The sequence below is a fragment of the Roseovarius sp. THAF27 genome (genome assembly GCF_009363655.1).
Taxonomy (GTDB): Bacteria; Pseudomonadota; Alphaproteobacteria; order Rhodobacterales; family Rhodobacteraceae; genus Roseovarius.
The window spans coordinates 3,726,932-3,749,212 of sequence record NZ_CP045393.1; the positions used below are offsets into that span (position 1 = coordinate 3,726,932).

Here is a 22,281-nt window from a genome sequence, read left to right on the forward strand (position 1 = left end):
AAGGGTCCTCTTGTTGGTCAGAGAAACCCACCCGCCTCCAGCTTCCGCACAAGGCGGCGATAATCCATGGGTGGCGGCACCTCTTCTGACACTTGTCCGTCGTCCGGGCGGATCAGCGGGTTCATTTTCACCAGTTCCACATCGCAGAACGCCTCGATCTGATTGGCCAGCGCGTCGAACGCCCCCTGCCGCCAGCGCCGCTGGATCAGGCCCACCCGCGTGCCGGGCTGCAGCATGAATGGCGCCAGATGAAAGGCCGAGCCATCAGGCCCCACGATCTGCCGCGCGGCGGCGTAGTGGGCGCATTGTTCCGGCAGGCTGTGGCGCTGCGGGTGCAGGATCGTATAGCCCGCCTTGTGCATCAGCCGCTCGATCCGCTCTTCCTGGTCCACCATCTGGCCGGGGCGTTTCAGCAGCGACCGCGACAGATAGATCCTCTCGTCGCCCTCGGGCGTCACCGCCGCCTGAAGCCGCCCGCGAATGAAGCGGCGAAACTCCGGCGTGCCGGTGATCCAGTCGCGGTGCCCCATGCCCTGTGTCGGCACGTCCAGCACCTCGACCCGCACCGGGGTTTTCACAAAATGCACCGGCAACCCGTCGCTCAGGAGGTCCACGAACGCCTTCAGCCGCCGCTCGAAAACCGCCCCGAAATCAATGCCATGCATCGGGATCAGAACCAGACCGTCATAGCTGCGCTGCCCCAAGGGCCACATCCGCGAGATGCATTCCAGCAGGAAATGCCCGAAATGATGCCGCCCGATGCCGATGAAGAGATGCCGCCCCGGCAAGACCTCCGCTGCCCCCGGCACATCCGGCTGCGCGGTAAAGCGATTGGCAGAATAGAGCGTGCGCGACTGCTCGACAAAGCTGCCATCCGCACGGAACACGCCACAGGCCAGGTCCCGGCCTTGCGACATGGGGACCACCTGCGCCTGCTCCACCGTCTCGATACGCGGCTGCGGCAAGACGCGCGGATCCAGCGCCGCGCCCGGCGCCGCGTCATCCATCATCGCGGAACTCTTTCGCCAGGAACTGCTCGAACGCGTCCAGGTGCACCGCCTCGAACTGGCCGAAGCTCTGCATCCAGATGCTGGCGTCGCGCAGCGCGTCCGGCTCCAGCTTGCACCACACCACGCGGCCCCGCCGTTCCTGGCTGATCAGACCCGCGCGGGTCAGGATGCCAAGGTGTTTCGACACCGCCGCCAGCGACATCTCGAACGGCTCTGCCACATCCGTCACGGCCATGTCATCCTCCAGCAGCATAGACAGGATCCTGCGGCGGGTCGGGTCGGCCAGTGCGGCGAATACTGTGTCGAGCGATTGGGCCATGGTGCACCGTTTAAGCCTTGTGACACTGGCCGCGTCAACTGTCTTGGGCCTCGGGACGACATTGCGGACTCGACTCCGGTGCGGCAGCGCCCTAATTTGGAACAAATAAAGAACAATTATCGCTGCTGATCCGATCCCGCTGCCATGCCCGAACGGCGTATCCTTTCTGTCTGGTTTCCCCGGCTGGGGGCCGAACGGCTGCTGCGGCGGACCGGGCTGGATGCGGACGTGCCTTTTGCCGTGGTGCGCGACACCGGGCAAATGCAGGTGCTGTGCTCGCTGTCGGGCGCGGCCGAGGCGGCGGGGCTGAGGGTGGGTCAGCCCTTGCGCGATGCCCATGCGATGTGCGCCACGCTGGTCACGAAACTGCAAAACCCGCACCAGGAGGCGGCGTTTCTGGCCAGTCTCGAGCGGTGGGCCGAACGGCTGAGCCCGTGGGTGGCGACACAGCCGCCCGATGCGCTGTTGCTGGACATCACCGGCTGTGCGCATCTTTTCGGTGGGGAAGAGGCGATGGCCCGTCAAGTCATTGAAGATGCGTCACTTTCAGGCCTGACCACGCGGTGCGGCCTGGCCGGGTCCGTGGGCGCGGCCTGGGCTTTGGCGCGCTATGCCGGGGCCGTGCCGGGGGCGGATCGCAGCGGCGACGCTATCGACCAGGAGGCCCGTGCGACCCGCTCTCGTGCAGCCAAGCGGCGGCACTGGGAACGCGGCGGCGCGGCGCCGGTGGCGGGCGTAAGCCGTTCAAATTCAAGGCCGTTTTCCATCGCGCCGCCCGGGCAGGCGCGCACGTTTCTGTCCCCCTTGCCCATTGCCGCCCTGCGGCTGGAGGAAGATCAGGTCGCGGCCCTCAACCGGCTGGGCCTGCGCAAGGTGGGCGACCTCTTGAACCAGCCGCGCGGACCGCTGGCCCGGCGCTTTGGCAGGGGACTGCTCTTGCGGATGGATCAGGCGGTGGGAGCGGCGCCGGAACCCGTTTCCCCGGCGCGGGTGAAACCCCGGCTGGCGACACGGCTGACCCTGCCGGAACCCATTGGTTTGATTGACGATTTACAGGCCGGTCTGGACCGGCTGGTGCCGCGCCTGTGCCAGCTTCTGGCGGACCAGGGACAGGGCGTGCGCAAGGTCCGGCTGGAGGCGTGGCGCGCCGACAGCACCATGGGCTGGATCGAGGCGGGGTTGGCGCGGGCGACGGACGAGCCCGACCGCATCCGCCCCCTGCTGGCCATGCGGCTGGACGAGATCGACGCGGGCTTTGGCATCGACGCCTTGCGGCTGGTGGCTGCCGTGAGCGAGCCGGTTCAGCACCGCACCGCCGCCGGTCATCTGGACGCGACCCAGGCCGCGCGCGACCGGCTGGCGCGGGATACGGCCGCGGAGGATCTGATCGGTCGCATCGGCGGGCGCATCGGGCTGGAGGCGATCACGCGCCTGCACCCCGCCAGCAGCCACATCCCTGAAAAGACGTCACAAATCCTGGCCGCCGCATGGTCGGAGCCGGCAGCGGAGTGGCCCCGCCCGGCCACGCCGCGCCCCTTGCTGATCTGGGGCCCCGAGCCGGTCAATGCCCCGGACGTGCCGCACCTTTCGGGGACGTTCCGGTGGCGGGGGCGGGCACATGACTTGGCCGAGGCGAAGGGGCCGGAGCGGATCGCGCCGGAGTGGTGGCTGGACGATCCGAACTGGCGGTCGGGGGTCCGGGATTACTGGCAGGTGATCACCGGCCGGGGGGAGCGGTTGTGGCTCTTTTATGCGCATGGCGGCACGATGTCGTCGGGGTGGTTCTGTCAGGGGCGGTTTGCGTAGGCGAATCAAAAGGTTAAGAGTGTCCGGCTTGCGAAAAGGACGTCGGTAACGCGTCGGTATTTGGGTGGTATGGCGACGGTGCGGTGTCCCGGGGGCCGGAATTAACAGGGCGTGCGGGGGGGCGCGTGGGTTTTCACCCACCCTACGAGGGATGCCGGACATGGAAGAGGTGCCTACACAGGCCCGGGACGGCGTAGATGTAGGCCGGGATTTATCCCGACACCGAGGCGGGGTGAAACCCCGCCCTACGCGGGACGTGCGAAAGAAGAGGCCCCGGGTCAGGCTGGGACCGGCGTGGGTGTATGCCGGGATTTTCCCGACACCGAGGCGAGGTGAAACCCCGCCCTACGCGGGACGTGCGAAAGAAGAGGCCCCGGGTCAGGCTCGGACCGGCGTGGGTGTAGGCCGGGATTTATCCCGGCACCGAGGCGGGGTGAAACCCCGCCCTACGCGGGACGTGCGAAAGAAGAGGCCCCGGGTCAGGCTCGGACCGGCGTGGGTGTAGGCCGGGATTTATCCCGGCACCGAGGCGGGGTGGAACCCCGCCCTACGCGGCGGGGAGAAGGTGTGACCGTCATCCCGGACTTGATCCGGGATCTCCGGGGCGGAGAGATCCTCGGGTCAGGCCCGAGGATGACCGCGGGCGAGACGGACGAGTAGGGCTCAGCCGTAGTTGCCCTTCACCCGTTCCTTGGTCGGGTCGAAATGCGGGTAGGGCACGACCCTGGCCTTGAGGCGTTTCTGCAGACCGTCCAATTGCCCCACCTCGATATCCGTCCCCGGCTCGGAGTGGGTCACGTCCACGCGGGCCAGCGCGATGTTCTTGCCGAGGATGGGGGATTTCACGGCGGAGGTCACCTCGCCCACCTGCGCCTTGCCGATGCGGACGCAATCGCCGGGGCTGGCCACGCGGCCGCCTTCGAGTTCCAGCCCGACCATCTTGCGCTGCGGATGCGCCTTGCGCTCTTCCAGCGCGGCGCGCCCGATGAAATCGTCGTTCTTGGATTTCAGCGGCACGGTGAAGCCGATGCCAGCCTCGAACGGGTCGGTCTGGTCGTCGAATTCGGAGCCGGCAAAGATCAGGCCGGCCTCGATGCGGATCATGTCGAGCGCCGCCAATCCAAGCGGCTTCAGCCCCATCGGCTCGCCCACTTTCCAGATCGTGTCGAAGACCTCCTCCGCGTCTTTCGGGTGGCAGAAGATCTCGTATCCCAGCTCGCCGGAATAGCCCGCGCGGCCCACGACAATCGCGGTGCCGTCGAAATCATTGAGGCGCGCGGGGGTGAAGCGGAACATGCCCAGCTCTTCCAGCGTGGGATTGGCCGGGGCGGTCCAGATGATCTGTTTCAGGATGTCCCGCGACAGAGGCCCCTGCACCGCCACGTTGTGCAACTGGTCGGTGGAGTTGCGCACCCAGGCGTTCAGACCCAGTTTTTCGGCCTGTTCACGAATCCACAGGCCCGAGGTGTCGTTGCCGCCGATCCAGCGGAAGGCGTTGTCGCCCATCCGGAACAGCGTGCCGTCGTCGATCATGCCGCCATGCTCATAGCAGATGGCGGTATAGACCAGCTGGCCCACGGCCAGTTTCTTGACGTTGCGGGTGACGCAATACTGCATTAGTTCTTCGGCGTCGGGGCCTGTGACCTCGTATTTGCGCAGGGGCGACAGGTCCATGATCGCCGCCTTTTCTCGGCAGGCCCAGTATTCGCCGATCGAGCCCACCGACGGGAAGCTGTTCGGCAACCAATACCCGTTATACTCGACAAAATCCCGGGTATGCCGTGAAAAACACTCGTGAAATCCGGTTTCCTTGGTGTGTTCCAAAGGGGCCTCCGCTGATTTTCTGTAGCCGACAGAGCGGCTGAAGCTGTTGGTCTCGCCATAGGTGCGGACCTGGATGTCGGTGGGGTTCCAGCCATTGGCCTCGTCCACGTCGCAGGGACAGGCGGTGGACACGCAGACCAGATCGGTGAGCGCGCGCAAGAGCACGTAATCGCCGGGGCGCGACCATGGATCGTCCATGCCGATGGCATTGGTCTCGTCCAGCATGGTGTTGAAGAAGAAGTTGATCGCGGGCCAGCCGGCGCGCGGGCGCACGCCGTATTGTTCGAGGTCGCGGTTCATGTTGTCGGAACAGTTGACGTGGCCGGGATAGCCCAGCTCCTCGTAATAGCGCGCGGTGCAGGCCAGGCCGAACGTGTCATGCCGCCCGCAGGTGTCCTGCACGATCTCGACCAGCGGTTCCTGATCGACGTTCCAGTACTTGGCGAAGATGCCCGGCAGGGGGTAGAGCGACCCCATCAGGGTGCGCGTCGTGGTCGGGTCGATCTCGCGGTCGAGGCCCTTGTCGAGCGAGCGCAGGGAGAACGCCTGAAAGTCCGAGCATTCGCGGCCCTGCACGTCCAGCACCTGGATGAACTGGCCTTTCTGGACGTGATAGGATTTCGCCTCGCCCGGCTGGATGTTGATATCGTGGATCGGGTCGGCCAGCGGATCGGGCGGCATGTGCCTGCCCTTGGCGACACCGGGGTCGGCGCGGCGGATATAGAGGATGAGGTCGGTGGGCGGCGCCTGCGTGCCCGGGTCCATCGGGCCGCCGGGGGCGGCGACGATAAGCAGGCCGTCGCTGTCAGCCTGAAAGGTCGCCATCTCACCGGCGCGGGAGCCTTGGGAGAACACCTTGATGCATTGCGCATCGCCCAGCTTGAAGCCCGCACGGTCGAGCGCCGAGGCGACGCGGCGGCCCGAGACCGAGCCGTTGTCGAGCACCGACAGGACGCCATCCGGGCGGCCGTGGCTGGAGGCGCCGAGGCGGCCGGGGTCGGACTTGCCGTCAGGGGTGAAGAACACCATCTCGCCGGGTTGCAGCCCCTGGAAATCCAGCACCGAAATCTCGTCGCCGCGATAGATCGGGACGGCGCGGGAGCCGCCGCCGGGGATGGGGTGGCGTTCCGTCCCGTGGGGCAGGATCGGCAGGCCGGGCGTGATGACGCCGGCGCGTTCATACGGGGTCTCGAAGACAGGCTTAACGGTCATGAATGTGCCTTTTATCACTCGTGAATTGTGTCATCAATCGAGGCCCAGCGCCCGTTTGCGGCGGTTGGCCCAGCTGAGGATCGCCATGTCGAAGGTCAACGCCATGAGCGAGACATTGATCCCGAGGACGAAGTTTTTCCCCAGATCCGTGCCCGCCAGCGTGCGCTGAAGCTCTTGCCCAAGGTCCTGCGTGCCGATGAAGGCCGCGATGATGACCATGAAGAAGGCGAACATGATGCCCTGGTTGAAGCCGACGGCCATGGTGGGCATCGCGAGGGGCAGTTGCACCGAGGTCAGTTTCTGCCAGCGCGAGCAGCCCGCCATGTCGGCGGCCTCGGTCATCTCGGCGGGCACGCTGCGCAGCCCTTCGATGGTGTAGCGGGTGAGCGGGACCATGGTGAAGATCACGATCGAGAGCACCACGGTGGTGTCGGTGATGCCGAAAAGCATGATCGCGGGCAGAAGGTAGATGAAGCTGGGGAAGGTCTGCGCGGTGTCGCAGGCCAGCAGCATTCGTTCGGACCATTTTTCCGACCGCGCGGCAAGGATGCCGATGGGAATGCCGATCATCATCGAGATCGCCATGGCCGACAGCACCGAGTAGAGCGTGATGACCGAGCGGTCCCACCAGCCCGAGAGGGCGACGATGGAGAAGAAGATCGCGGCATAGATCGCCGGTTTCTTGCCGCCCACGCCATAGGCGAAGGCCACGACCAGCAGGATGAAGGCCGAGGTGGGGATCCACAAAAGCGCGTCGCGGAAAGGGATCAGGACCCAGACGTTCAGGACATAGCGGATGGTTCCGGTGATCGCCTGAACCACGTCGAGGTTGAGGAACGCCTCGAACACGCCGTCGATCTCGCGCCCCATGGACAGCGACTGGCGGCGGCCGACCTCGTTCAGGATCTCGACGGGTTGCGCCAGAAGGTAGAGCCCGGCGAAGACCACGACCGACAGGACGGTGTACTTGTAGCGGATGTAGAAGGGCGTGTCCTTGGGGTGATGCTCGGGCAGCTTGCGCACCCAGGCCTTTGACAGGCGGTCGAGGGTGATGGCCACGAGGACGATGGTGATGCCGATCTCGAAGGAACGGCCCAGCTTGAGGGAGTTCATCATCGCCAAGAGCTTGCCGCCAAGGCCGGGCATGCCGATGAACGCGGTCAGAACCACCATCGCAAGGCAGAGCATGATGACCTGGTTCACGCCGACGAGGATCTCCGTGCGGGCCGAGGGGATGAACACCTTGGTCAACATCTGCCAGCGGGTGGCGCCCGACATCTTTCCGGCCTCGACGATCTCGGGCGAGACCTTTTTCAGGCCCACGGTCGTCATCAGGATCATCGGCGGGGTGGCATAGATCGTGGTGGCGATGGCTCCCGCGGTGGGGCCGACCTTGAAGAAGATCACCGCCGGAAGAAGGTAGGTGTAGAAAGGCAGCGTCTGCATGACGGCCAGCAGCGGCTTGATCGCGTTGTCGAACCACTTGTATTTCCACGCCGCGATGCCGATGACGAGGCCCACGAAAAAGCCCAGTGGGGCGGCCACCAGCAGCACCGAAAGGGTCTGCATCGTCAGCTCCCACTGGCCCATGAAGGCGGTCCAGACGAAGGTGCCGCCTGCCAGCAGCGACAGTTTCCAGCCGCCCAGGTAATAGCCGATCACGGCGGCGAGGCCCGCCACGGCGGCCCACGGGATGGGGTCGGCCATGTAGGGCCAGCGATACTTGCCTTCCAGCAGGTTGGCGGTGACGCCCAGCAGGAACTCCAGCGGGCCTTCGGCGAACCAGCGGGTGATGTAGATGAGGCCAAAGCGCCCCTCCTGCATGTCGCCGGTGATGACGTCGAAGAACGCGTCGAGCCACTGGGCCAAGGGCGGAATCCAAGCCTCGGGCAGGCGGACGAGGAAATCGGGCAGAACGGGCTTCGCCGCGCACAGCAGGATCGCGGCCACCAGAAGCGCCACCAAAACGGGGTCGCGGGTGGCGCCGGGCTGGCGCATCGACAGGGAGGTGCGGGTGGCGTTGGTGGCGACATCAGCCATTGGCGCTGTCCCCCAGAAGCACCTCCAGCGCCTCTTGCCGGGCCATGACGCCCATCACCTTGCCGTCCTTGCCCGCCACGGGCAAATGCTCGCGCGGGTCGCTGACCAGCTGGCGCGCGATCTGGTGAATGGTCCGGTCGCCCGCGATGGCCTCGCCCTCGACGGCGTGGCCGTTGACGGGTTTTGCCAGAACACTGGCGTGGACCACATGCGCCTTGTCGATATCCTCGGTGAATTTGCGGACATATTCGGTCTGCGGGTCCATCACGATGCGGTCGGGCGTGTCGCATTGCTCGATCGCGCCGTCCTTCATGATGGCGATGCGGTCGGCAAGGCGCAGCGCCTCGTCGAAATCGTGGGTGATGAAAACGATGGTCTTGCCCAGCATCGCCTGAAGGCGCAGGAATTCGTCCTGCATTTCGCGCCGGATCAGCGGGTCGAGCGCCGAGAACGGCTCGTCCAGGAACCAGATGTCGGGCTCGATGGCAAGCGACCGCGCAATGCCGACGCGCTGTTGCTGGCCGCCGGAAAGCTCGCGCGGGAAATACTCCTCGCGGCCTTCCAGCCCCACCAGCTTGATCACTTCCAGCGCCCGGTCGCGCCGCGCGTGCCGGTCCTGCCCGCGCATTTCCAGCGGGAAGGCCACGTTTTCCAGAACCGTCCGGTGCGGCAGCAGGCCGAAGGATTGAAACACCATGCCCATCTTGGAGCGGCGCAACTCGATCAGGTCCTTTTCCGGCAGGGCCATGATGTCCTGGCCCTCGACCTCGATCGTGCCGCCTGTGATGTCGTGAAGGCGCGAAAAACAGCGCACCAGCGTGGACTTGCCGGACCCGGAAAGCCCCATGATGACCAGCATCTCGCCCTTGGAAACCTCGACCGAGACATCCTTGACCCCGGCAATATAACCGTCGGCGCGGATATCCTCGTAGCTGTGCCCGGCGGGCAGGGAGTTGAGGTATTGGCGCGGGTTGGGGCCAAAAAGCTTCCACGCGTTGCGGCAGGAGATGACGGGGCTGTCCGAGGTCATGAGGGGGCTGGTCCTTGGATTGGCGCCGGCGGTGCGGACCGCCGGCAAGGCCCTGCCCGGCGCGTCACCGGACAGGGAAAGGCGAAGAGGTCAGGTGCCGCCGCCGGGCAGCCAGCCTTTCCAGACGTCCTCGTTGTCTTCCAGCCAGATCTCTGCGGCTTCCTCGGGCTCGTAATCCTCGATATCCACCAGCTTGGCCATTTCGGCGATCTGGGCGTTGGTGAAGGAAATCTTGGTCAGCACCTCGTAGGCGTTGGGCCACTTGTCCTGCATCCCGTCCCAGGCGGCCTTTTTCAGGTAGCCGTCGGCGGGGTTGCCGCAATCGTAGAGCGCGTCGGGGTTGGGGCCCTTGGCGGGGTCGGTGTCGCAGCCGTCTTCCCACGCGGGGAACTCGACGAATTCACCGGGCCAGACGGCCTCGGCGAAGTTGGGCGTCCAGTTGAAGACCAGGATCGGGGTCTTGTCTTCCTCGGCCGAGGCAATGTGCGCCCAGAGGGCGGCCGCGGAGCCCGCGTTCTTCACGACATAGTTCAGGTCCAGCGCCTCGGCGCGTTCCTTGCCGTGCTTGAGCCAGTCGACCGGACCGTCGAGGAACAGGCCCTTGTCGCCGGTTTCGGGCGTGGCGAAGAGCTCGGCACAGTCGTTGAGCGCCTTCCAGTCGGGCAGGCCCGGGCAGGCGTCCTTGGTCCACATCGGGTACCACCAGTCCTCTCGCGTGACGGCGTCGTGGTCGCCCGCGTCATGCAGGCCGCCCTTGTCCAGCGCCTCGCGGAACGAGGCCCCGAACGCGCCTTCCCAGACTTCCAGTTCCAGCGTCACGTCGCCCAGGCGGATCGATTCGTAGACCGCCTGGCTGTCGGTGGTGACGAATTCGACGTTGTTGCCCATCTCCTCGAAGATCTGGCCAACGGCATGGCTCATCACGATCTGGCTGGACCAGTTGTGCAGCGGGATGACGATGGGTTCGGAACTGTCCTCGGCGGCGAAACCGGCCGAGGCCGAAGCCAGGGCGATGGCCGTCGCGGACATCAATGCTTTGATTTTCATGGTAACTCCCAGTTGGCTGTCGGGCCTGATTCTGCGTGCCGGCCCTTTGTTAGCGGGCGCAGTATCGCAAAGACCGGGTGGAACTCTGATTATAAACTTTTTGTGCCATGCCTCTAAAAAAGTTTGGCAAAGGGCGGGTGCCACGGCTAGGCTCGTGGCGTTGTCCCGAGTTTTGAGGAGTGTGAAGGATGCTGCGCAATCGCGCCGTGTTGCCGCGCCTTGACTACCTGCTGGCCTTCGAGGTGGCGGCGGAGCTGGAGAGCTTTGCCGCGGCGGGCAAGGAACTGAACGTCTCGGAAACCGCCATCAGCCGCAAGATCCGGCTGCTGGAACAGCATTACCAATGTGCGCTGTTCGTGCGCGGGCACCGTTCGGTGCGGCTGACGGATATGGGGCGCAAGCTCTTGTCCGGGATCGCGCCGGCGCTGAAGACGCTGGTGCGGGTGTCCGAGGACATGTGCGCGCAGCTGGAGAAAAGCACGGTGAAGCTGGGGGCGACGAACTCTGTCTCGTCGCTGTGGCTGATGCCGCGGCTGCGGGCGTTTCACGAGGCCAACTGCAACATCACCATCGCGCTCACGTCGTCCGACGTGGATGCAGAATGCCTGGCCGAGGACATGGACCTGGCGATCCTGCGCGGCGAGGGCGACTGGCCGGGATACGAGGCGACGCGGCTCTTTGGCGAGACGGTGTTTCCGGTCTGCGCGCCGGGCTATCTGAAGGGGCGGGCGGGCATCGACAGTGTCGACGCGCTGCGGCGGCACGACCTGATCGAGGTCAGCAACAACCATGCCGAGTGGCTGAACTGGCGCACCTGGCTGGACCGGATCGGCGCCGATCCCGACAAGGTGCGGCCGTCGGCGTCGGTCAACACCTATCCACTGGCGATCCAGGCGGCGCGGGATGGCCTGGGCATCGCGCTGGGCTGGGGGCACCTGGTGGACCATCACCTGCAATCGGGCGACCTGATCCGGCCGATGGGGGCCGAGCATGTGCGCACGCGCTCGGGCTATTACCTGTTGCGGCGGCAGGGGGTCGAGCCGCGCAATGAAAGCGCCATCGTGGCGCATTGGCTGCTGCAGGAAAGCGCCGCGCGGCAGAGATACGCAGCGGAATGAGGGCGCGGGGAGTGGCGCATCCGCTAAAGCCCAAGCCACATAAGCCCGGCAAAGGCGAGCACCCCCGCGGCCATCGTTGCGATAACGTGGTTCGTCGCGACGGCGACGACAAGCGCCACACCGGCCGCGAGCCAGGTCGGAAGCGGCTGACCGATCAGCGAGGACGCGACCAGACTGACCACGATCAGCCCCGGCAAATCTTCCAGCATCCAGGCATGACGCGAAGAGCGGATCCGCCCGCCTGCCACAAGCCCGGCGACACGGATTGCGGCAGCACCCAGGGCCAGCAGGCCGATCATCGCCCAATGCGCGCCGCTCATGGGGCCGCGGCCCGTCTTCGGCGCATCAGCGAGATCGCAACCAACCCGCAAAGCGCGCCCGCGACGATCCCGTAGGCCCGTGGCGCTCCGAGCGAGATGGCGGCGATCGTCGCCCCGGCCGCGACGGCCCAGGGCAAGGCGCGGGACCGTCCCCGCCAGAGGCCCCGCGCCATGGCGATGAAGGCGGCGGTGAAGGCGAACCCCAGGCCGAAGCGTTCGAGATCGGGCAGAACGGCACCGATCACCGCCCCGAGGGCTGTCGATGCCGTCCAGACCGAGATCATCACCAGCCCCGACCCCATCAGGAACGCCGCGCCGACATCCGGCGACTTCGCGCGTTCGGCCATGGTCAGCGCCCAGTTTTCATCCCCCGTGATGTGAATGGCGATCAGTCTCAACCGCAGTGGCAACCCGTCCAGCACATCCGCGAGGGACGCCACAATGCCCACGTAGCGCAGGTTCAACGCGACCCCCGCAAGGACGGCGCCGAGGACGGTGCCGGTCGCGGCAAGCTGTTCGACGGCGACGATCTGCGACGATCCGGCATGGACCGATGCGCTCATCAGTCCGACGCCCCACCACGGGAAGCCCACCTGCGCCGCAAGCAGGCCGAAGGCAAAGCCATACAAGGCGGCTCCGAAGGCCAGGGGCAGGATGGAGACGGCCCCTCGTATCATTCCATGTGTCATGCCGTGCATCTTAAGCGGTGCGGATGATGCAGACGATACGGAATTGGGATAAAAGATGATCTTGCAGGATCAATATCCCCGCAATTTAGAGGAGTACGCATCATGGACGCTGCGGATCGCAAACTACTCGATCAACTGCAAAGGAACGCCAGAACGTCGATCCAGTCGCTTGCAGAGACAACCGGCCTCTCGACGGCCTCTGTCCAGCGGCGGCTGCGCAGCCTGAGAGAGGCCGGGGCGATCCGGCGGGAGGTCGCGATCCTCGATCCCGCACAGGTGGGTCTTGGCATCACGGCCATCGTAGCGGTGGAGTTGGAGCGCGACAGGCTCGACCAGATCGACGCCTTCAAGCGCAAGGCGCGCGAGGATCGCCAGGTGACCCATTTCTACTGCATTGCCGGGGAGGCGGACTTCATCCTCTTGGTGATGGCCCGCGACATTGCCGACTACGAGGCCTTCACCCATCGGTTCTTCTTTGCCGACAAGAACGTCCGAAAATTCCGGACATCCATCGTCGTGTCGACCGAAAAGGCGACATCGGAAGTGCCAATCTGAGGGTTGGGCGCCGGAGCATCGGCGGGGTGAACGCGCCGGGGGTCGCGCAGATTATTCTGCGAATAATCTGCGTCCCAGAAAATTCGTACGAATTTTCTGGGGCTCCGGTCGGTTTTCAGAACGGCGGGCGCAGGACCGCGTGCAGGTAGGTGCGGGTTTCACCCACCATTTCCTCGGCCAGCGACAGCGCCGTGGGCCAGGGCGGGTCGAGCGTGGCCTCGACCTCGCCGATGTCGAAGGTCAACGTGGCGTCGTGGCGGCGCGCGAGGCGCTGCATCCGTTCGTTCTCGCGCAAACACATCATGTAGAGCGAGCGCACGCCCCGGTTCTGCGCCGCCGCCAGCATCCGCACGAAAAGCGCATCGCCGATGCCTTCGTGCTGCCAGTCGGGATCGACGCTGAGGGCGATTTCGGCGCGCACGGGCCAGCTGTTCAGAAGCATCCGCAACTCGCCCACGCCGTGCAGGTCCCCGTCGACGAAGGCGCCGTAGACGACGCTGTCGAGGCCAAGCAGGGTTTCGGCATACCCGGCGACGAAGTCTTCGGTCACGCTGGCGCCAAAGCGCAGGCGGCGGGTTTCGCGGTCGAGCCGCGCGAAATGGTCCAGCAAAAGCCGTTTGTCCGCCGGCCACAGGCGGCGAATATCCGGCTGAATCAATATCTTGTCATGAGTGACGTCGGCATTCATGGTCTTGGACTCCTTGGCGCGGGCCAGGCCCGGGCAGAGGTGTCCTCCCTGACGGAAAGATAATGCCGCGGCGCGGCATTTTCCATGAATTTTCGGTGAAACCGTTAACTTACGTCACGGCAGGGCGGCCTGTCGCTCAGCCCGCCGCGCGGATCAACTCGTCCACGTGCACCGCCCCGCTGGCGGCCAGGGCGTTCAGATCATAGCCGCCTTCGAGGCAGGAGACCAGGCGGCCGTCGCAGTGTTCCGCCGCGATCTCGCACAGGCGGCGGGTGACCCAGGCGAAATCGTCCTCGCGCAGGTTGAGGTTGGCCAGCGGGTCGTCGGCATGGGCGTCGAAGCCGGCCGAGACCAGGATCAGCTCGGGCCTGAACTCTTTGAGCCGGGGAAAGACCTGGCCTTCGTATTCCTGCCGGAACCCCTGCCCGGCCGTGCCCGGCGCCAAGGGCACGTTCAGCACGTTGTCGTGGTCGCCGGTTTCATGCGCGCCGCCCGTGCCGGGCCAGAGCGGCATCTGGTGGGACGAGATGAAGAGCGCGCGCGCCTCGCCGCGCAGCAGGTCCTGCGAGCCGTTGCCGTGATGCACGTCGAAATCCACCACGGCGACTCGGGACAATCCGTGCCGGTCCAGCGCGTGTTTCGCGGCAATGGCCACCGTGCCGAACAGGCAGAAGCCCATCGGCGTGGCGGTTTCGGCGTGGTGGCCCGGCGGGCGCATGGCGACGAAGGCGTTGCCGACCTCGCCATCCAGCACCTTGTCCACCGCCAGCATCGCGCCGCCGACGGCGCGCGACGCGCAGTCGAACGAGCCGGGCGACAGCCACGTGTCGCCGTCAAGCTGGTTGAAGCCCTGCGCCGGGATCGCCTCGCGGACCATGTTGACGTAGTCCTGCGGATGACACAGCGTCAGGTCGGCATCCGTCGCCAGCGGCGCCTCGGCCCGGACCACGTCCTTGCCCTCGAGCGCGGGCCACAGGTGTTCCAGCCGCGCCACGCGTTCGGGGTGGCCGTCGGGCGTGACGTGGTTGAGACCGTCCTCGTGGGTGACAAGTAGCGTGGACATGGGCGCGGCTCCTCCTTCTTTGACGCGTTTCGGGGCGGCGACGGGGCCGCGCCGAATGTTCACAACAGCTTAGAGGCCACGCGGCCACTGTCCAGCGCGACTTGTCCACACGCGGGGGGCGTGTAAGGTATTGCCATGGAAGAGGATGCCGTCACAGACACCGCGACCGGCGAGGAGGCCGGCATGAGCTCGCCCGCCGAGGCGACGCCGGACGCCGCCAACGACGCGATCGAACAGGCCCAGACCATCGCCATCGGGCTGTGGGAACAGGCGCAATTGTTCGTGGCCGGTCTGTTGCGGCCATGGAGCCTCTACCAGGTGGGGATCATCATCGGGCTTTGGGTTGCGGCGACGATCCTGGCGCGGATCTTCGGCCCGCACCTGCACAACTGGATGCGCACCCGCGAGGGCTGGCCCAAGTGGCGGATGCGGTTCCTGGTGATGATGCACCGACGCTTGCGCCTGATCTTCATGGTGCTTCTGATCTGGCCGGTCTACGGGATCATGCAGGAGGTGACATGGCCCAGCCGGTCCTACCTCATCGGCGTCATGGCGAGCCTTGCCACCGCGTGGCTGTTCATCGCGGTCATCACGCGGCTGATCGGCAACGCGTTCCTGCGCGGCATGGTGCGCTATGCCGCCTGGACATGGGTCACCCTGTCGATCGTCGGGCTGACGGACGAGACGATCCAGATCCTGGACAGCGCGGCGGTGCACCTGGGCGAGATGCGCCTGTCGCTGTGGATCGTGTTGCAGGCCGTCGCGATGATCGCGTTCCTGATGTTCCTGGCGCGGTTCGTATCCACGACTTCGGCCTCGCGCATCCGGTCTAACAAGGACATCTCGCCGTCGATGCAGGTGCTGGCGGTGAAGGTCATCCAGATCCTGCTTTACGGGGCGGCCTTCTTCATCGGGCTGCGCGCCGTGGGGGTGGACCTGACCGGCCTCGCGGTGCTGTCGGGTGCCATCGGTGTCGGCCTTGGTTTCGGCCTGCAAAAAGTGGTGTCGAACCTTGTGTCGGGGGTGATCATCCTTCTGGACAAGTCGATCAAGCCGGGTGACGTAATCAGCCTGGGCGAGACCTTTGGCTGGATAAATTCACTGGGCGCGCGGTACGTGTCGATCACCACGCGGGACGGCAAGGAATACCTCATTCCAAACGAGGACCTGATCACCGGGCAGGTGGTGAACTGGTCGCATTCCAACGAGTTCGTGCGGCTGGATATCTATTTCGGCACCGCTTATGGCGACGACCCGCACCTGGTGCGCAAGGTGGCCATCGACGCCGCCAAGGGGGTGGAGCGGGTGCTGGCCTTCAAGGCGCCGGTGTGCCACATCGTGGGCTTCGGTGACAGCAGCGTGGATTACATCCTGCGGTTCTGGATCAGCGACCCTACGGGCGGCCTGACCAACATTCGGGGCAACGTCTACCTGGCGCTGTGGGACGCGTTCCAGGAGCACGGTATTTCCATCCCCTTCCCGCAGCGCGAGGTCACCGTGCTGGAAGGCTCGGAACTGGGCACGCGGGCGCTGGACCGGGGCGACCCGGGCAAACCGCCGCAGGGCGGCGCGGCAGGGGAACACGGCCCCTGATCGCGGCGTTGGCTGGCGAAAAGGAGTATTCTCATGGCCCATACACTGACCCTGCAATCGCAGCAAAGCGTCACCCACGACACGCATCGCTATGTCTTCGACCGGCCCGAAGGCTTTGACTTCGAGCCGGGACAGGCCGCCGAACTGGCGATGTGCCGCGACGGCTGGAAGGACGAGGGGCGGCCCTTTACCTTTACCTCGCTGCCCGCGGACAGCCACCTGGAGTTCACGATCAAGAGCTACCCGTCGCATGACGGCGTGACCGAGCAGTTGCCGACGCTGACGCCCGGCGAAGAGGTCACGCTGGACGGACCCTTTGGCGCGATCACCGACAAGGGGCCGGGTGTGTTTCTGGCCGCCGGGGCCGGGGTGACGCCCTTTATCGCGATCCTGCGGAAGCGGGCGAAAGAGGGTGATCTGGACGGCTGCCAGCTGATCTTTTCCAACGAGACCGAGGGCGACATCATCCTGCGCGAAGAGTGGGATCAGATGAAAGGCCTGAAGGTCGATCACGTGCTGTCCGAGGAAGACGTGCCGGACCTGCATTACGGCAAGGTCGACAAGGCGTTCCTGGAAAAGAACGCGGACCTGACCGGTCAGGTCTATATCTGCGGTCCGCAGGGCTATGTTGATGCGATGCGGGACGCGGTGAAGGCGCTGGGCGTTCCGGGCGAGCGCATCCATACCGAGGAAGGCTGGTGAGGGCGCGCATTCCTACGCAGTCGGGTGTACGTGGCGGGATGCTGCCGTTTTACTGGGCGCGAGGGCCACAGGATGCGCGGCTTTGCGAAAGCCTTCATTGAATTGTGACAGACGTGTTGCTATTTTGAACCCATGCCCGGCACCGGGGCGGATCGGTGCGTAGTAGAAGGAGGACAATGTCCTGTCTCTTACAATCGACGCGGCTCCGGCCGCTGAACGGGGCGCGGGTTTGAGCGCGTCCGACATGGCGACAAGCAGTGACGCACAGCTTGCGCGTATCCTTTCCGCACTCGACGAAGACAAGGCCGAAGAGATCGTCCAGATCGACCTTCGCGGCAAATCCGCGATCGGCGATCACATGGTGATCTGCTCGGGCCGGTCCTCGCGCCAGGTGACGGCCATCGCCGAAAAGCTTTCGGAGCGGCTGAAATCCGAGATGGGCGTGCTGACCAAGGTCGAGGGCAAGGACGCGGGCGACTGGGTGCTGATCGACACGGGCGACGTGATCGTCCATGTCTTCCGCCCCGAGGTGCGGGACTTCTACCAGCTTGAAAAGATGTGGCTTCAGGGTCACGGGGCAGCCCAGGCCGCCAAGAGCTGAATGCGCGTCCATATCTGCGCGGTGGGCCGGCTGAAGACCGGCCCGGAACGCGCCTTGCTCGATGATTACCTGGTCCGGTTCGACCGGACCGGACGCAGGCTGGGGCTTGGCCCGGCAGAGATGCACGAGGTCGAGGATCGCAAGGGCGGCGGCATGGAGGCCGAGGCGCAGCTGCTGGAGCGCGCCTTGCCCAAGGGGGCGGTGATCGTGGCGCTGGACGAGCGCGGCAAGCTGCTGACCTCTCCTGAATTTTCGCAACACCTGGCCGGCTGGCGCGATACCGGGCGCGGCGACGTGGCCTTCGTGATCGGCGGCGCCGACGGGATCGCGCCCGCGCTGCGCGACCGGGCGGAGGTCGCGCTGTCCTTCGGCAAGATGGTATGGCCGCACATGCTGGCCCGGGTGATGCTGGCCGAGCAGCTTTACCGCGCGGCTTCGATCCTGGCGGGGGCGCCCTATCATCGGGCGTGACCTGGCGGAGTGGCTGCGCCACGCTTTGTAGCGGTGATGAGGGGCGCTGCCCCTCAAACTCCCCGGGATATTTCGGGCCAGAGGAAGCGGGCAAGAAAGCGGTTCACCACCCGGTTCAGACGGGTTAGAAGCGGCCAAGGATTCAGGAGGCAGGATTGAGCGCGCCAAGACCCGTAGTTCTGTGTATTCTCGACGGTTGGGGACTGAGCGAGGCGCGTGAGGCGAACGCGCCCGCGCTGGCCGCGACGCCGCATTTCGATCGGCTGATGGAGACCTGTCCGAACGCCACGCTGATCACCCATGGCCATGACGTGGGCCTGCCCGAAGGGCAGATGGGCAATTCCGAGGTGGGACATCTCAATATCGGCGCGGGCCGGGTGATCGAGATGGATCTGCGGCGCATCGACCGGGCCATCGAGACGGGCACGTTCGGCGCCCTGCCCGGGTTCATCCGGTTTGCCGACAAGGTAGAGGCCGCGGGGGGCACCGCGCACCTGTTGGGCGTGCTGTCGGATGGCGGGGTGCACAGCCATATCGGGCACATGATCGCGGCGGCCAACGCGCTGACCGCACGGGGCGTGCCGGTGGCCATTCATGCCTTCACCGACGGGCGCGACGTGGCGCCGACCTCGGCCAAGGTGTACCTGGAGGCGTTGCGCGCGGCGCTGCCCATAGGGGCCCGGATCGCCACCGTTTCGGGGCGGTATTACGCGATGGACCGCGACAACCGCTGGGACCGGGTGCAGCTGGCCTACGAGGCGCTGGCCCATGGCGAGGGGTACACCGCCGACACCGCCGCCTGCGGCATCGACGAGGCCTATGCCAAGGGCCGCACCGACGAGTTCATCAAGCCGCGCGTGCTGGGGGATTACGACGGCATGAAGGACGGCGACGGCCTTTTGTGCCTGAATTTCCGCGCCGACCGGGCGCGCGAGATCCTGGCGGCCTTTGCCGATCCCGAGTTCGACGATTTCGAGACCGGCCCGCGCCCCGCCTTTTCGGTCGTCAGCGGGTTCACCGAGTATTCGCGCCGCCACAGTGCCTACATGGACTGCATCTTTCCCGACGAGCAGCCGGTGAACACCCTGAGCGCCTGGCTGGCGCAGCATGGCAAGCGCCAGTTCCACACCGCGGAGACCGAGAAATACCCGCATGTCACGTTCTTTCTGGCCGGCGGGCGCGAGACCCCCGAGGACGGCGAGGCGCGGTACATGGCGCCGTCGCCCAAGGTGGCGACCTATGATTTGCAGCCCGAGATGTCGGCGGGCGAGGTCACCGATCACCTGGTGGAGGCCATCGCCGAAGGCTACGATTTCATCGTGGTGAACTATGCCAACCCCGACATGGTCGGCCATACCGGCGACCTGGGGGCGGCGATCCGCGCCTGCGAGGCGGTGGATGCGGGGCTGGGCCGGGTGCTCGACGCGCTGGACGCGGCGGGGGGCGCCATCATCGTCACCGCCGATCACGGCAATTGCGAGACCATGGTGGACCCGCTGACCGGCGGGCCGCATACCGCGCATACCACCAACCCGGTGCCGGTCATCGTCAGGGGCGCGGCCAAGGGCGCGCGTCTGCGCGACGGGCGGCTGGCCGACCTGGCGCCGACGGTGCTGGACCTGATGGACCTGCCCAAGCCGGACGAGATGACCGGGACGAGCCTTCTGGAATGATCCGCGCGGCGCTTCTTTCGCTGGCGCTCATGGGCAGCGCCCCCGCCCTGGCGCAGGATCCCGGCACGGAGGCGCGGGCGGCGTCGGACCGCCTGAACCGGGCCGCGGCGCTGATGGAGGCGGCCGAGGGCGCGGCCAACCGCGTGAAGGCGCTGACGGAAGTGGTGGGCGCCTACGAGGACGGGCTGGAAGCGATGCGCGAAGGGCTGCGCCGCGCCGCCATCCAGGAAGAGGCGCTGTCGCGCCGCCTGCAATCGCGCGAGGACGAGATCGCCCGCCTGCTGGGCGTGTTGCAGAGCATGGCGCAATCCGAGGGGCCGGTGCTGTTGTTGCACCCTTCCGGCCCGATCGGCACGGCGCGGTCGGGCATGATCCTGTCGGATGTCACCCCGGCGCTGGAAACCCGCGCCGCCGCCCTGCGGGCCGAGCTGGAAGAGGTGACCGTGCTGCGGCAGTTGCAGCAAAGCGCGCTCGACACCCTGCGCGAGGGGCTGCAGGGCGCACAGGATGCGCGCACCGCGTTGAGCCAGGCGATTGCCGACCGCACCGACCTGCCGCGCCGGTTCGTCGAGGACCCGGTGAAGACCGCGCTGCTGGTGGCCTCGACCGAGACGCTGGAAGGGTTCGCCAGCGGGCTGAGCCAGATCGCGGTCGACGAGGCGCCCGGATCGCTGCCCGGGATCGACGCCCGCAAGGGCAGCCTGCGCCTGCCGGTCGAGGGGCGCATCCTACGCCGTGCCGGAGAGGCCGATGCCGCCGGGATCGTTCGGCCCGGCATCCTGATGGCGACCCGGCCCCGGGCGCTGGTGACCACGCCGGCCCCGGCCACGCTGCGCTATCGCGGCGAGCTTCTGGATTACGGCAATGTGGTGATCCTGGAGCCGCAGGCGGGCCTTCTGATGGTGTTTGCCGGGCTTGACGTGGTGTACGGCGACATCGGCGAGGTTCTGCCCGGCGGCAGCCCGATCGGCATGATGGGCGCGCCCGGGGGCGAGACCGGCGAGGATGCTAACGCGCTCTTGATCGAGAATGAAAAAGATGCGGGTGCGTCCCGGAGCCAAACCCTTTATATAGAACTGCGAGAAGACAACGAACCCGTCGATCCGGAGACCTGGTTCGAGACAAGCGAAGGATGAGCAACCCGATGAAGAAGTTTCTGATCGCCGCCCTCGTCGGCAGCCTGACGGGCGCGGTCGTGACAACCCAAGTCGCCGCGCCGCTTCTGGCGCAGGAGGCGGCCAAGACGACGAATGTCTACGAACAGCTTGACCTCTTTGGCGATATTTTCGAGCGGATCCGCTCGCAATATGTCGAGGAAGTAGACGAAGGCGAACTGATCGAGGCCGCCATCAACGGCATGCTGACCTCGCTCGATCCGCATTCGAGTTACCTCAGCCCCGACGATGCCGCCGACATGAGGGTGCAGACCCGCGGCGAGTTCGGCGGGCTTGGCATCGAGGTGACTCAGGAAGACGGATTCGTGAAGGTGGTGTCGCCGATCGACGGCACACCGGCCGAGAATGCCGGCATCGAGGCGGGCGATTTCATCACCCATGTGGACAGCGAAAGCGTGCTCGGCCTGACCCTGGACGAGGCGGTGGAAATGATGCGCGGCCCGGTGGGCAGCGAGATCGTCATCACCGTGGTCCGCGAAGGCGAGGCGGAGCCGTTCGACGTGTCGATCGTGCGCGACACGATCAAGCTGACCGCCGTACGGGTGCGGACCGAACAGCAAAGCGTCGTTCTGCGGGTGACAACGTTCAACGACCAGACCTTCCGCAACCTGGAAAGCGGCCTGGCCGAGCAGATCGAGGACGCGGGCGGCATCGACAAGATCAACGGCATCGTGCTGGACCTGCGCAACAACCCCGGGGGCCTGTTGAACCAGGCGATCCAGGTCAGCGACGCGTTCCTGGAAAAGGGCGAGATCGTCAGCACACGGGGCCGTGCGCCCGAGGATGGCGAGCGTTTCAACGCCAAGCCGGGCGACCTGGCGGAGGGCAAGCCTATCGTGGTGCTCATCAACGGCGGCTCGGCCTCGGCCTCGGAAATCGTCGCCGGCGCGCTGCAGGATCACCGCCGCGCCATCGTCGTGGGCACCAAGAGTTTCGGCAAGGGATCGGTCCAGACGGTCATGCCTCTGCGGGGCGACGGCGCAATGCGCCTGACCACGGCGCGGTATTACACGCCGTCGGGCCGCTCTATCCAGGCGCTGGGTGTCAGCCCGGACATCATCGTGGACCAGCCGCGCCGCGCCGAGGAAAGCGAGGAGGACGAGGAGGAAAACCCCGCCAACCGCTTTGACCGCTCCGAGGCGGACCTGCGCGGGCGTCTCGACAATGACAGCCTGAGCGAGGACGAGATCCGCCAGATCGAGGAAGAGCGCGAGAAGGTCGAGCAAGCCGCCAAGCTGCGCGAGGAAGACTACCAGCTGGCCTATGCCATCGACATCCTCAAGGGCCTGACGGCGCTGGGTCCGGAATACGAGTGATCCGGTCAGAGACAGAATAAACGCGCGGG

Annotated in this window: 20 protein-coding genes; 10 read left to right on the forward strand and 10 right to left on the reverse strand. The window is 66.1% G+C overall.

The genetic code is table 11. The annotated features are described in order from the left end of the window. Window positions 1–17: 17 nt before the first annotated feature. Both FIU89_RS18480 and FIU89_RS18485 read right to left on the reverse strand, forming a co-directional pair. Window positions 18–1,010 carry a DUF563 domain-containing protein gene (locus FIU89_RS18480; RefSeq protein ID WP_152493952.1) on the reverse strand — a complete coding sequence of 331 codons (993 nt, stop codon included), beginning with the start codon at window positions 1,008–1,010 and terminating at the stop codon, window positions 18–20. After that, window positions 1,000–1,329 (reverse strand): metalloregulator ArsR/SmtB family transcription factor, encoded by a 330-nt coding sequence (locus FIU89_RS18485; RefSeq protein WP_057793175.1) that lies wholly within the window; start codon window positions 1,327–1,329, stop codon window positions 1,000–1,002. Before FIU89_RS18485 ends, FIU89_RS18480 begins: the two co-directional genes overlap by 11 nt. Window positions 1,330–1,473: 144 nt before the next feature. Here FIU89_RS18485 and FIU89_RS18490 point away from each other — a divergent pair, with 144 nt between their 5' ends. Continuing rightward, entirely contained in the window at window positions 1,474–3,135 is a 1,662-nt protein-coding gene (locus tag FIU89_RS18490; protein ID WP_152493953.1) for a DNA polymerase Y family protein, read from the forward strand. 663 nt (window positions 3,136–3,798) lie between these two features. Here the strand turns inward: FIU89_RS18490 and FIU89_RS18495 are convergent. From FIU89_RS18495 to FIU89_RS18510, 4 genes are all read right to left on the reverse strand, one after another. After that, window positions 3,799–6,171 (reverse strand): DUF1989 domain-containing protein, encoded by a 2,373-nt coding sequence (locus tag FIU89_RS18495; RefSeq protein ID WP_152493954.1) that lies wholly within the window; start codon window positions 6,169–6,171, stop codon window positions 3,799–3,801. Window positions 6,172–6,204: 33 nt separating this feature from the next. Continuing rightward, the gene (locus FIU89_RS18500; protein ID WP_152493955.1) at window positions 6,205–8,211 is read right to left on the reverse strand and encodes a proline/glycine betaine ABC transporter permease; all 2,007 of its coding nucleotides are present in this window, start codon (window positions 8,209–8,211) and stop codon (window positions 6,205–6,207) included. Then, on the reverse strand, window positions 8,204–9,241 hold the full coding sequence (locus FIU89_RS18505) for a glycine betaine/L-proline ABC transporter ATP-binding protein (protein ID WP_152493956.1): 1,038 nt from the start codon (window positions 9,239–9,241) through the stop codon (window positions 8,204–8,206). The genes FIU89_RS18500 and FIU89_RS18505 overlap by 8 nt, the downstream gene beginning before the upstream one ends. A 90-nt stretch (window positions 9,242–9,331) precedes the next feature. After that, window positions 9,332–10,288 (reverse strand): ABC transporter substrate-binding protein, encoded by a 957-nt coding sequence (locus FIU89_RS18510; protein ID WP_152493957.1) that lies wholly within the window; start codon window positions 10,286–10,288, stop codon window positions 9,332–9,334. 188 nt (window positions 10,289–10,476) lie between these two features. On the opposite strand from FIU89_RS18510, the gene FIU89_RS18515 reads away from it, so the two are divergent. Next, window positions 10,477–11,406 (forward strand): LysR substrate-binding domain-containing protein, encoded by a 930-nt coding sequence (locus tag FIU89_RS18515; protein WP_152493958.1) that lies wholly within the window; start codon window positions 10,477–10,479, stop codon window positions 11,404–11,406. A gap of 23 nt (window positions 11,407–11,429) precedes the next feature. Here FIU89_RS18515 and FIU89_RS18520 read toward each other — a convergent pair whose 3' ends face one another. Next, window positions 11,430–11,726: an AzlD domain-containing protein gene (locus FIU89_RS18520; RefSeq protein ID WP_152493959.1), complete on the reverse strand. Its 297-nt coding sequence runs from the start codon at window positions 11,724–11,726 to the stop codon at window positions 11,430–11,432. After that, a complete protein-coding gene (locus FIU89_RS18525; protein WP_152494592.1) occupies window positions 11,723–12,403 on the reverse strand; it encodes an AzlC family ABC transporter permease in 681 nt (226 codons plus the stop codon). Before FIU89_RS18525 ends, FIU89_RS18520 begins: the two co-directional genes overlap by 4 nt. Window positions 12,404–12,517: 114 nt before the next feature. Here FIU89_RS18525 and FIU89_RS18530 point away from each other — a divergent pair, with 114 nt between their 5' ends. After that, window positions 12,518–12,970 carry an Lrp/AsnC family transcriptional regulator gene (locus tag FIU89_RS18530; protein WP_152493960.1) on the forward strand — a complete coding sequence of 151 codons (453 nt, stop codon included), beginning with the start codon at window positions 12,518–12,520 and terminating at the stop codon, window positions 12,968–12,970. Between the two features lie 115 nt (window positions 12,971–13,085). Here the strand turns inward: FIU89_RS18530 and FIU89_RS18535 are convergent, their stop codons facing one another. Further along, window positions 13,086–13,658, reverse strand: coding sequence for a GNAT family N-acetyltransferase (locus FIU89_RS18535; protein WP_057793188.1), 573 nt, complete (start codon window positions 13,656–13,658; stop codon window positions 13,086–13,088). A 136-nt stretch (window positions 13,659–13,794) separates the two neighbouring features. Beyond that, window positions 13,795–14,721 carry a histone deacetylase family protein gene (locus FIU89_RS18540; protein ID WP_152493961.1) on the reverse strand — a complete coding sequence of 309 codons (927 nt, stop codon included), beginning with the start codon at window positions 14,719–14,721 and terminating at the stop codon, window positions 13,795–13,797. A gap of 183 nt (window positions 14,722–14,904) precedes the next feature. On the opposite strand from FIU89_RS18540, the gene FIU89_RS18545 reads away from it, so the two are divergent. The 7 genes from FIU89_RS18545 to FIU89_RS18575 all read left to right on the forward strand — a co-directional run bounded on the left by FIU89_RS18545 (window position 14,905) and on the right by FIU89_RS18575 (window position 22,252). Then, window positions 14,905–16,314 carry a mechanosensitive ion channel family protein gene (locus FIU89_RS18545; protein ID WP_152494593.1) on the forward strand — a complete coding sequence of 470 codons (1,410 nt, stop codon included), beginning with the start codon at window positions 14,905–14,907 and terminating at the stop codon, window positions 16,312–16,314. Window positions 16,315–16,347: 33 nt separating this feature from the next. Then, complete coding sequence (locus FIU89_RS18550; RefSeq protein ID WP_152493962.1) at window positions 16,348–17,016, forward strand: FAD-binding oxidoreductase; 669 nt, start codon at window positions 16,348–16,350, stop codon at window positions 17,014–17,016. Window positions 17,017–17,260: 244 nt separating this feature from the next. Continuing rightward, window positions 17,261–17,617: a ribosome silencing factor gene (rsfS, locus tag FIU89_RS18555; protein ID WP_368373271.1), complete on the forward strand. Its 357-nt coding sequence runs from the start codon at window positions 17,261–17,263 to the stop codon at window positions 17,615–17,617. Continuing rightward, complete coding sequence (rlmH, locus tag FIU89_RS18560) at window positions 17,618–18,088, forward strand: 23S rRNA (pseudouridine(1915)-N(3))-methyltransferase RlmH (protein WP_152493964.1); 471 nt, start codon at window positions 17,618–17,620, stop codon at window positions 18,086–18,088. It abuts the gene before it with no gap. Between the two features lie 155 nt (window positions 18,089–18,243). Then, the gene (gene gpmI / locus FIU89_RS18565; protein ID WP_152493965.1) at window positions 18,244–19,761 is read left to right on the forward strand and encodes a 2,3-bisphosphoglycerate-independent phosphoglycerate mutase; all 1,518 of its coding nucleotides are present in this window, start codon (window positions 18,244–18,246) and stop codon (window positions 19,759–19,761) included. Next, window positions 19,758–20,897, forward strand: a complete 1,140-nt coding sequence (locus FIU89_RS18570; protein ID WP_152493966.1) for a murein hydrolase activator EnvC — start codon at window positions 19,758–19,760, stop codon at window positions 20,895–20,897. Before gpmI ends, FIU89_RS18570 begins: the two co-directional genes overlap by 4 nt. An 8-nt stretch (window positions 20,898–20,905) precedes the next feature. Next, window positions 20,906–22,252: a S41 family peptidase gene (locus FIU89_RS18575; protein WP_152493967.1), complete on the forward strand. Its 1,347-nt coding sequence runs from the start codon at window positions 20,906–20,908 to the stop codon at window positions 22,250–22,252. The last annotated feature ends 29 nt before the right edge of the window (window positions 22,253–22,281 follow it).

What these genes read in the sequence shown, in the direction of transcription:
- FIU89_RS18480 (WP_152493952.1), bottom strand. Translation starts at nt 1,010, where the DNA reads ATGATGGATGACGCGGCGCCGGGCGCGGCGCTGGATCCGCGCGTCTTG.
- FIU89_RS18540 (WP_152493961.1), bottom strand. Translation starts at nt 14,721, where the DNA reads ATGTCCACGCTACTTGTCACCCACGAGGACGGTCTCAACCACGTCACG.
- FIU89_RS18495 (WP_152493954.1), bottom strand. Translation starts at nt 6,171, where the DNA reads ATGACCGTTAAGCCTGTCTTCGAGACCCCGTATGAACGCGCCGGCGTC.
- FIU89_RS18485 (WP_057793175.1), bottom strand. Translation starts at nt 1,329, where the DNA reads ATGGCCCAATCGCTCGACACAGTATTCGCCGCACTGGCCGACCCGACC.
- rsfS (WP_368373271.1), top strand. Translation starts at nt 17,261, where the DNA reads ATGGCGACAAGCAGTGACGCACAGCTTGCGCGTATCCTTTCCGCACTC.
- FIU89_RS18530 (WP_152493960.1), top strand. Translation starts at nt 12,518, where the DNA reads ATGGACGCTGCGGATCGCAAACTACTCGATCAACTGCAAAGGAACGCC.
- FIU89_RS18520 (WP_152493959.1), bottom strand. Translation starts at nt 11,726, where the DNA reads ATGAGCGGCGCGCATTGGGCGATGATCGGCCTGCTGGCCCTGGGTGCT.
- FIU89_RS18535 (WP_057793188.1), bottom strand. Translation starts at nt 13,658, where the DNA reads ATGAATGCCGACGTCACTCATGACAAGATATTGATTCAGCCGGATATT.
- FIU89_RS18505 (WP_152493956.1), bottom strand. Translation starts at nt 9,241, where the DNA reads ATGACCTCGGACAGCCCCGTCATCTCCTGCCGCAACGCGTGGAAGCTT.
- FIU89_RS18575 (WP_152493967.1), top strand. Translation starts at nt 20,906, where the DNA reads ATGAAGAAGTTTCTGATCGCCGCCCTCGTCGGCAGCCTGACGGGCGCG.
- FIU89_RS18510 (WP_152493957.1), bottom strand. Translation starts at nt 10,288, where the DNA reads ATGAAAATCAAAGCATTGATGTCCGCGACGGCCATCGCCCTGGCTTCG.
- FIU89_RS18500 (WP_152493955.1), bottom strand. Translation starts at nt 8,211, where the DNA reads ATGGCTGATGTCGCCACCAACGCCACCCGCACCTCCCTGTCGATGCGC.
- FIU89_RS18490 (WP_152493953.1), top strand. Translation starts at nt 1,474, where the DNA reads ATGCCCGAACGGCGTATCCTTTCTGTCTGGTTTCCCCGGCTGGGGGCC.
- FIU89_RS18570 (WP_152493966.1), top strand. Translation starts at nt 19,758, where the DNA reads ATGATCCGCGCGGCGCTTCTTTCGCTGGCGCTCATGGGCAGCGCCCCC.
- rlmH (WP_152493964.1), top strand. Translation starts at nt 17,618, where the DNA reads ATGCGCGTCCATATCTGCGCGGTGGGCCGGCTGAAGACCGGCCCGGAA.
- FIU89_RS18545 (WP_152494593.1), top strand. Translation starts at nt 14,905, where the DNA reads ATGAGCTCGCCCGCCGAGGCGACGCCGGACGCCGCCAACGACGCGATC.
- FIU89_RS18515 (WP_152493958.1), top strand. Translation starts at nt 10,477, where the DNA reads ATGCTGCGCAATCGCGCCGTGTTGCCGCGCCTTGACTACCTGCTGGCC.
- FIU89_RS18550 (WP_152493962.1), top strand. Translation starts at nt 16,348, where the DNA reads ATGGCCCATACACTGACCCTGCAATCGCAGCAAAGCGTCACCCACGAC.
- FIU89_RS18525 (WP_152494592.1), bottom strand. Translation starts at nt 12,403, where the DNA reads ATGATACGAGGGGCCGTCTCCATCCTGCCCCTGGCCTTCGGAGCCGCC.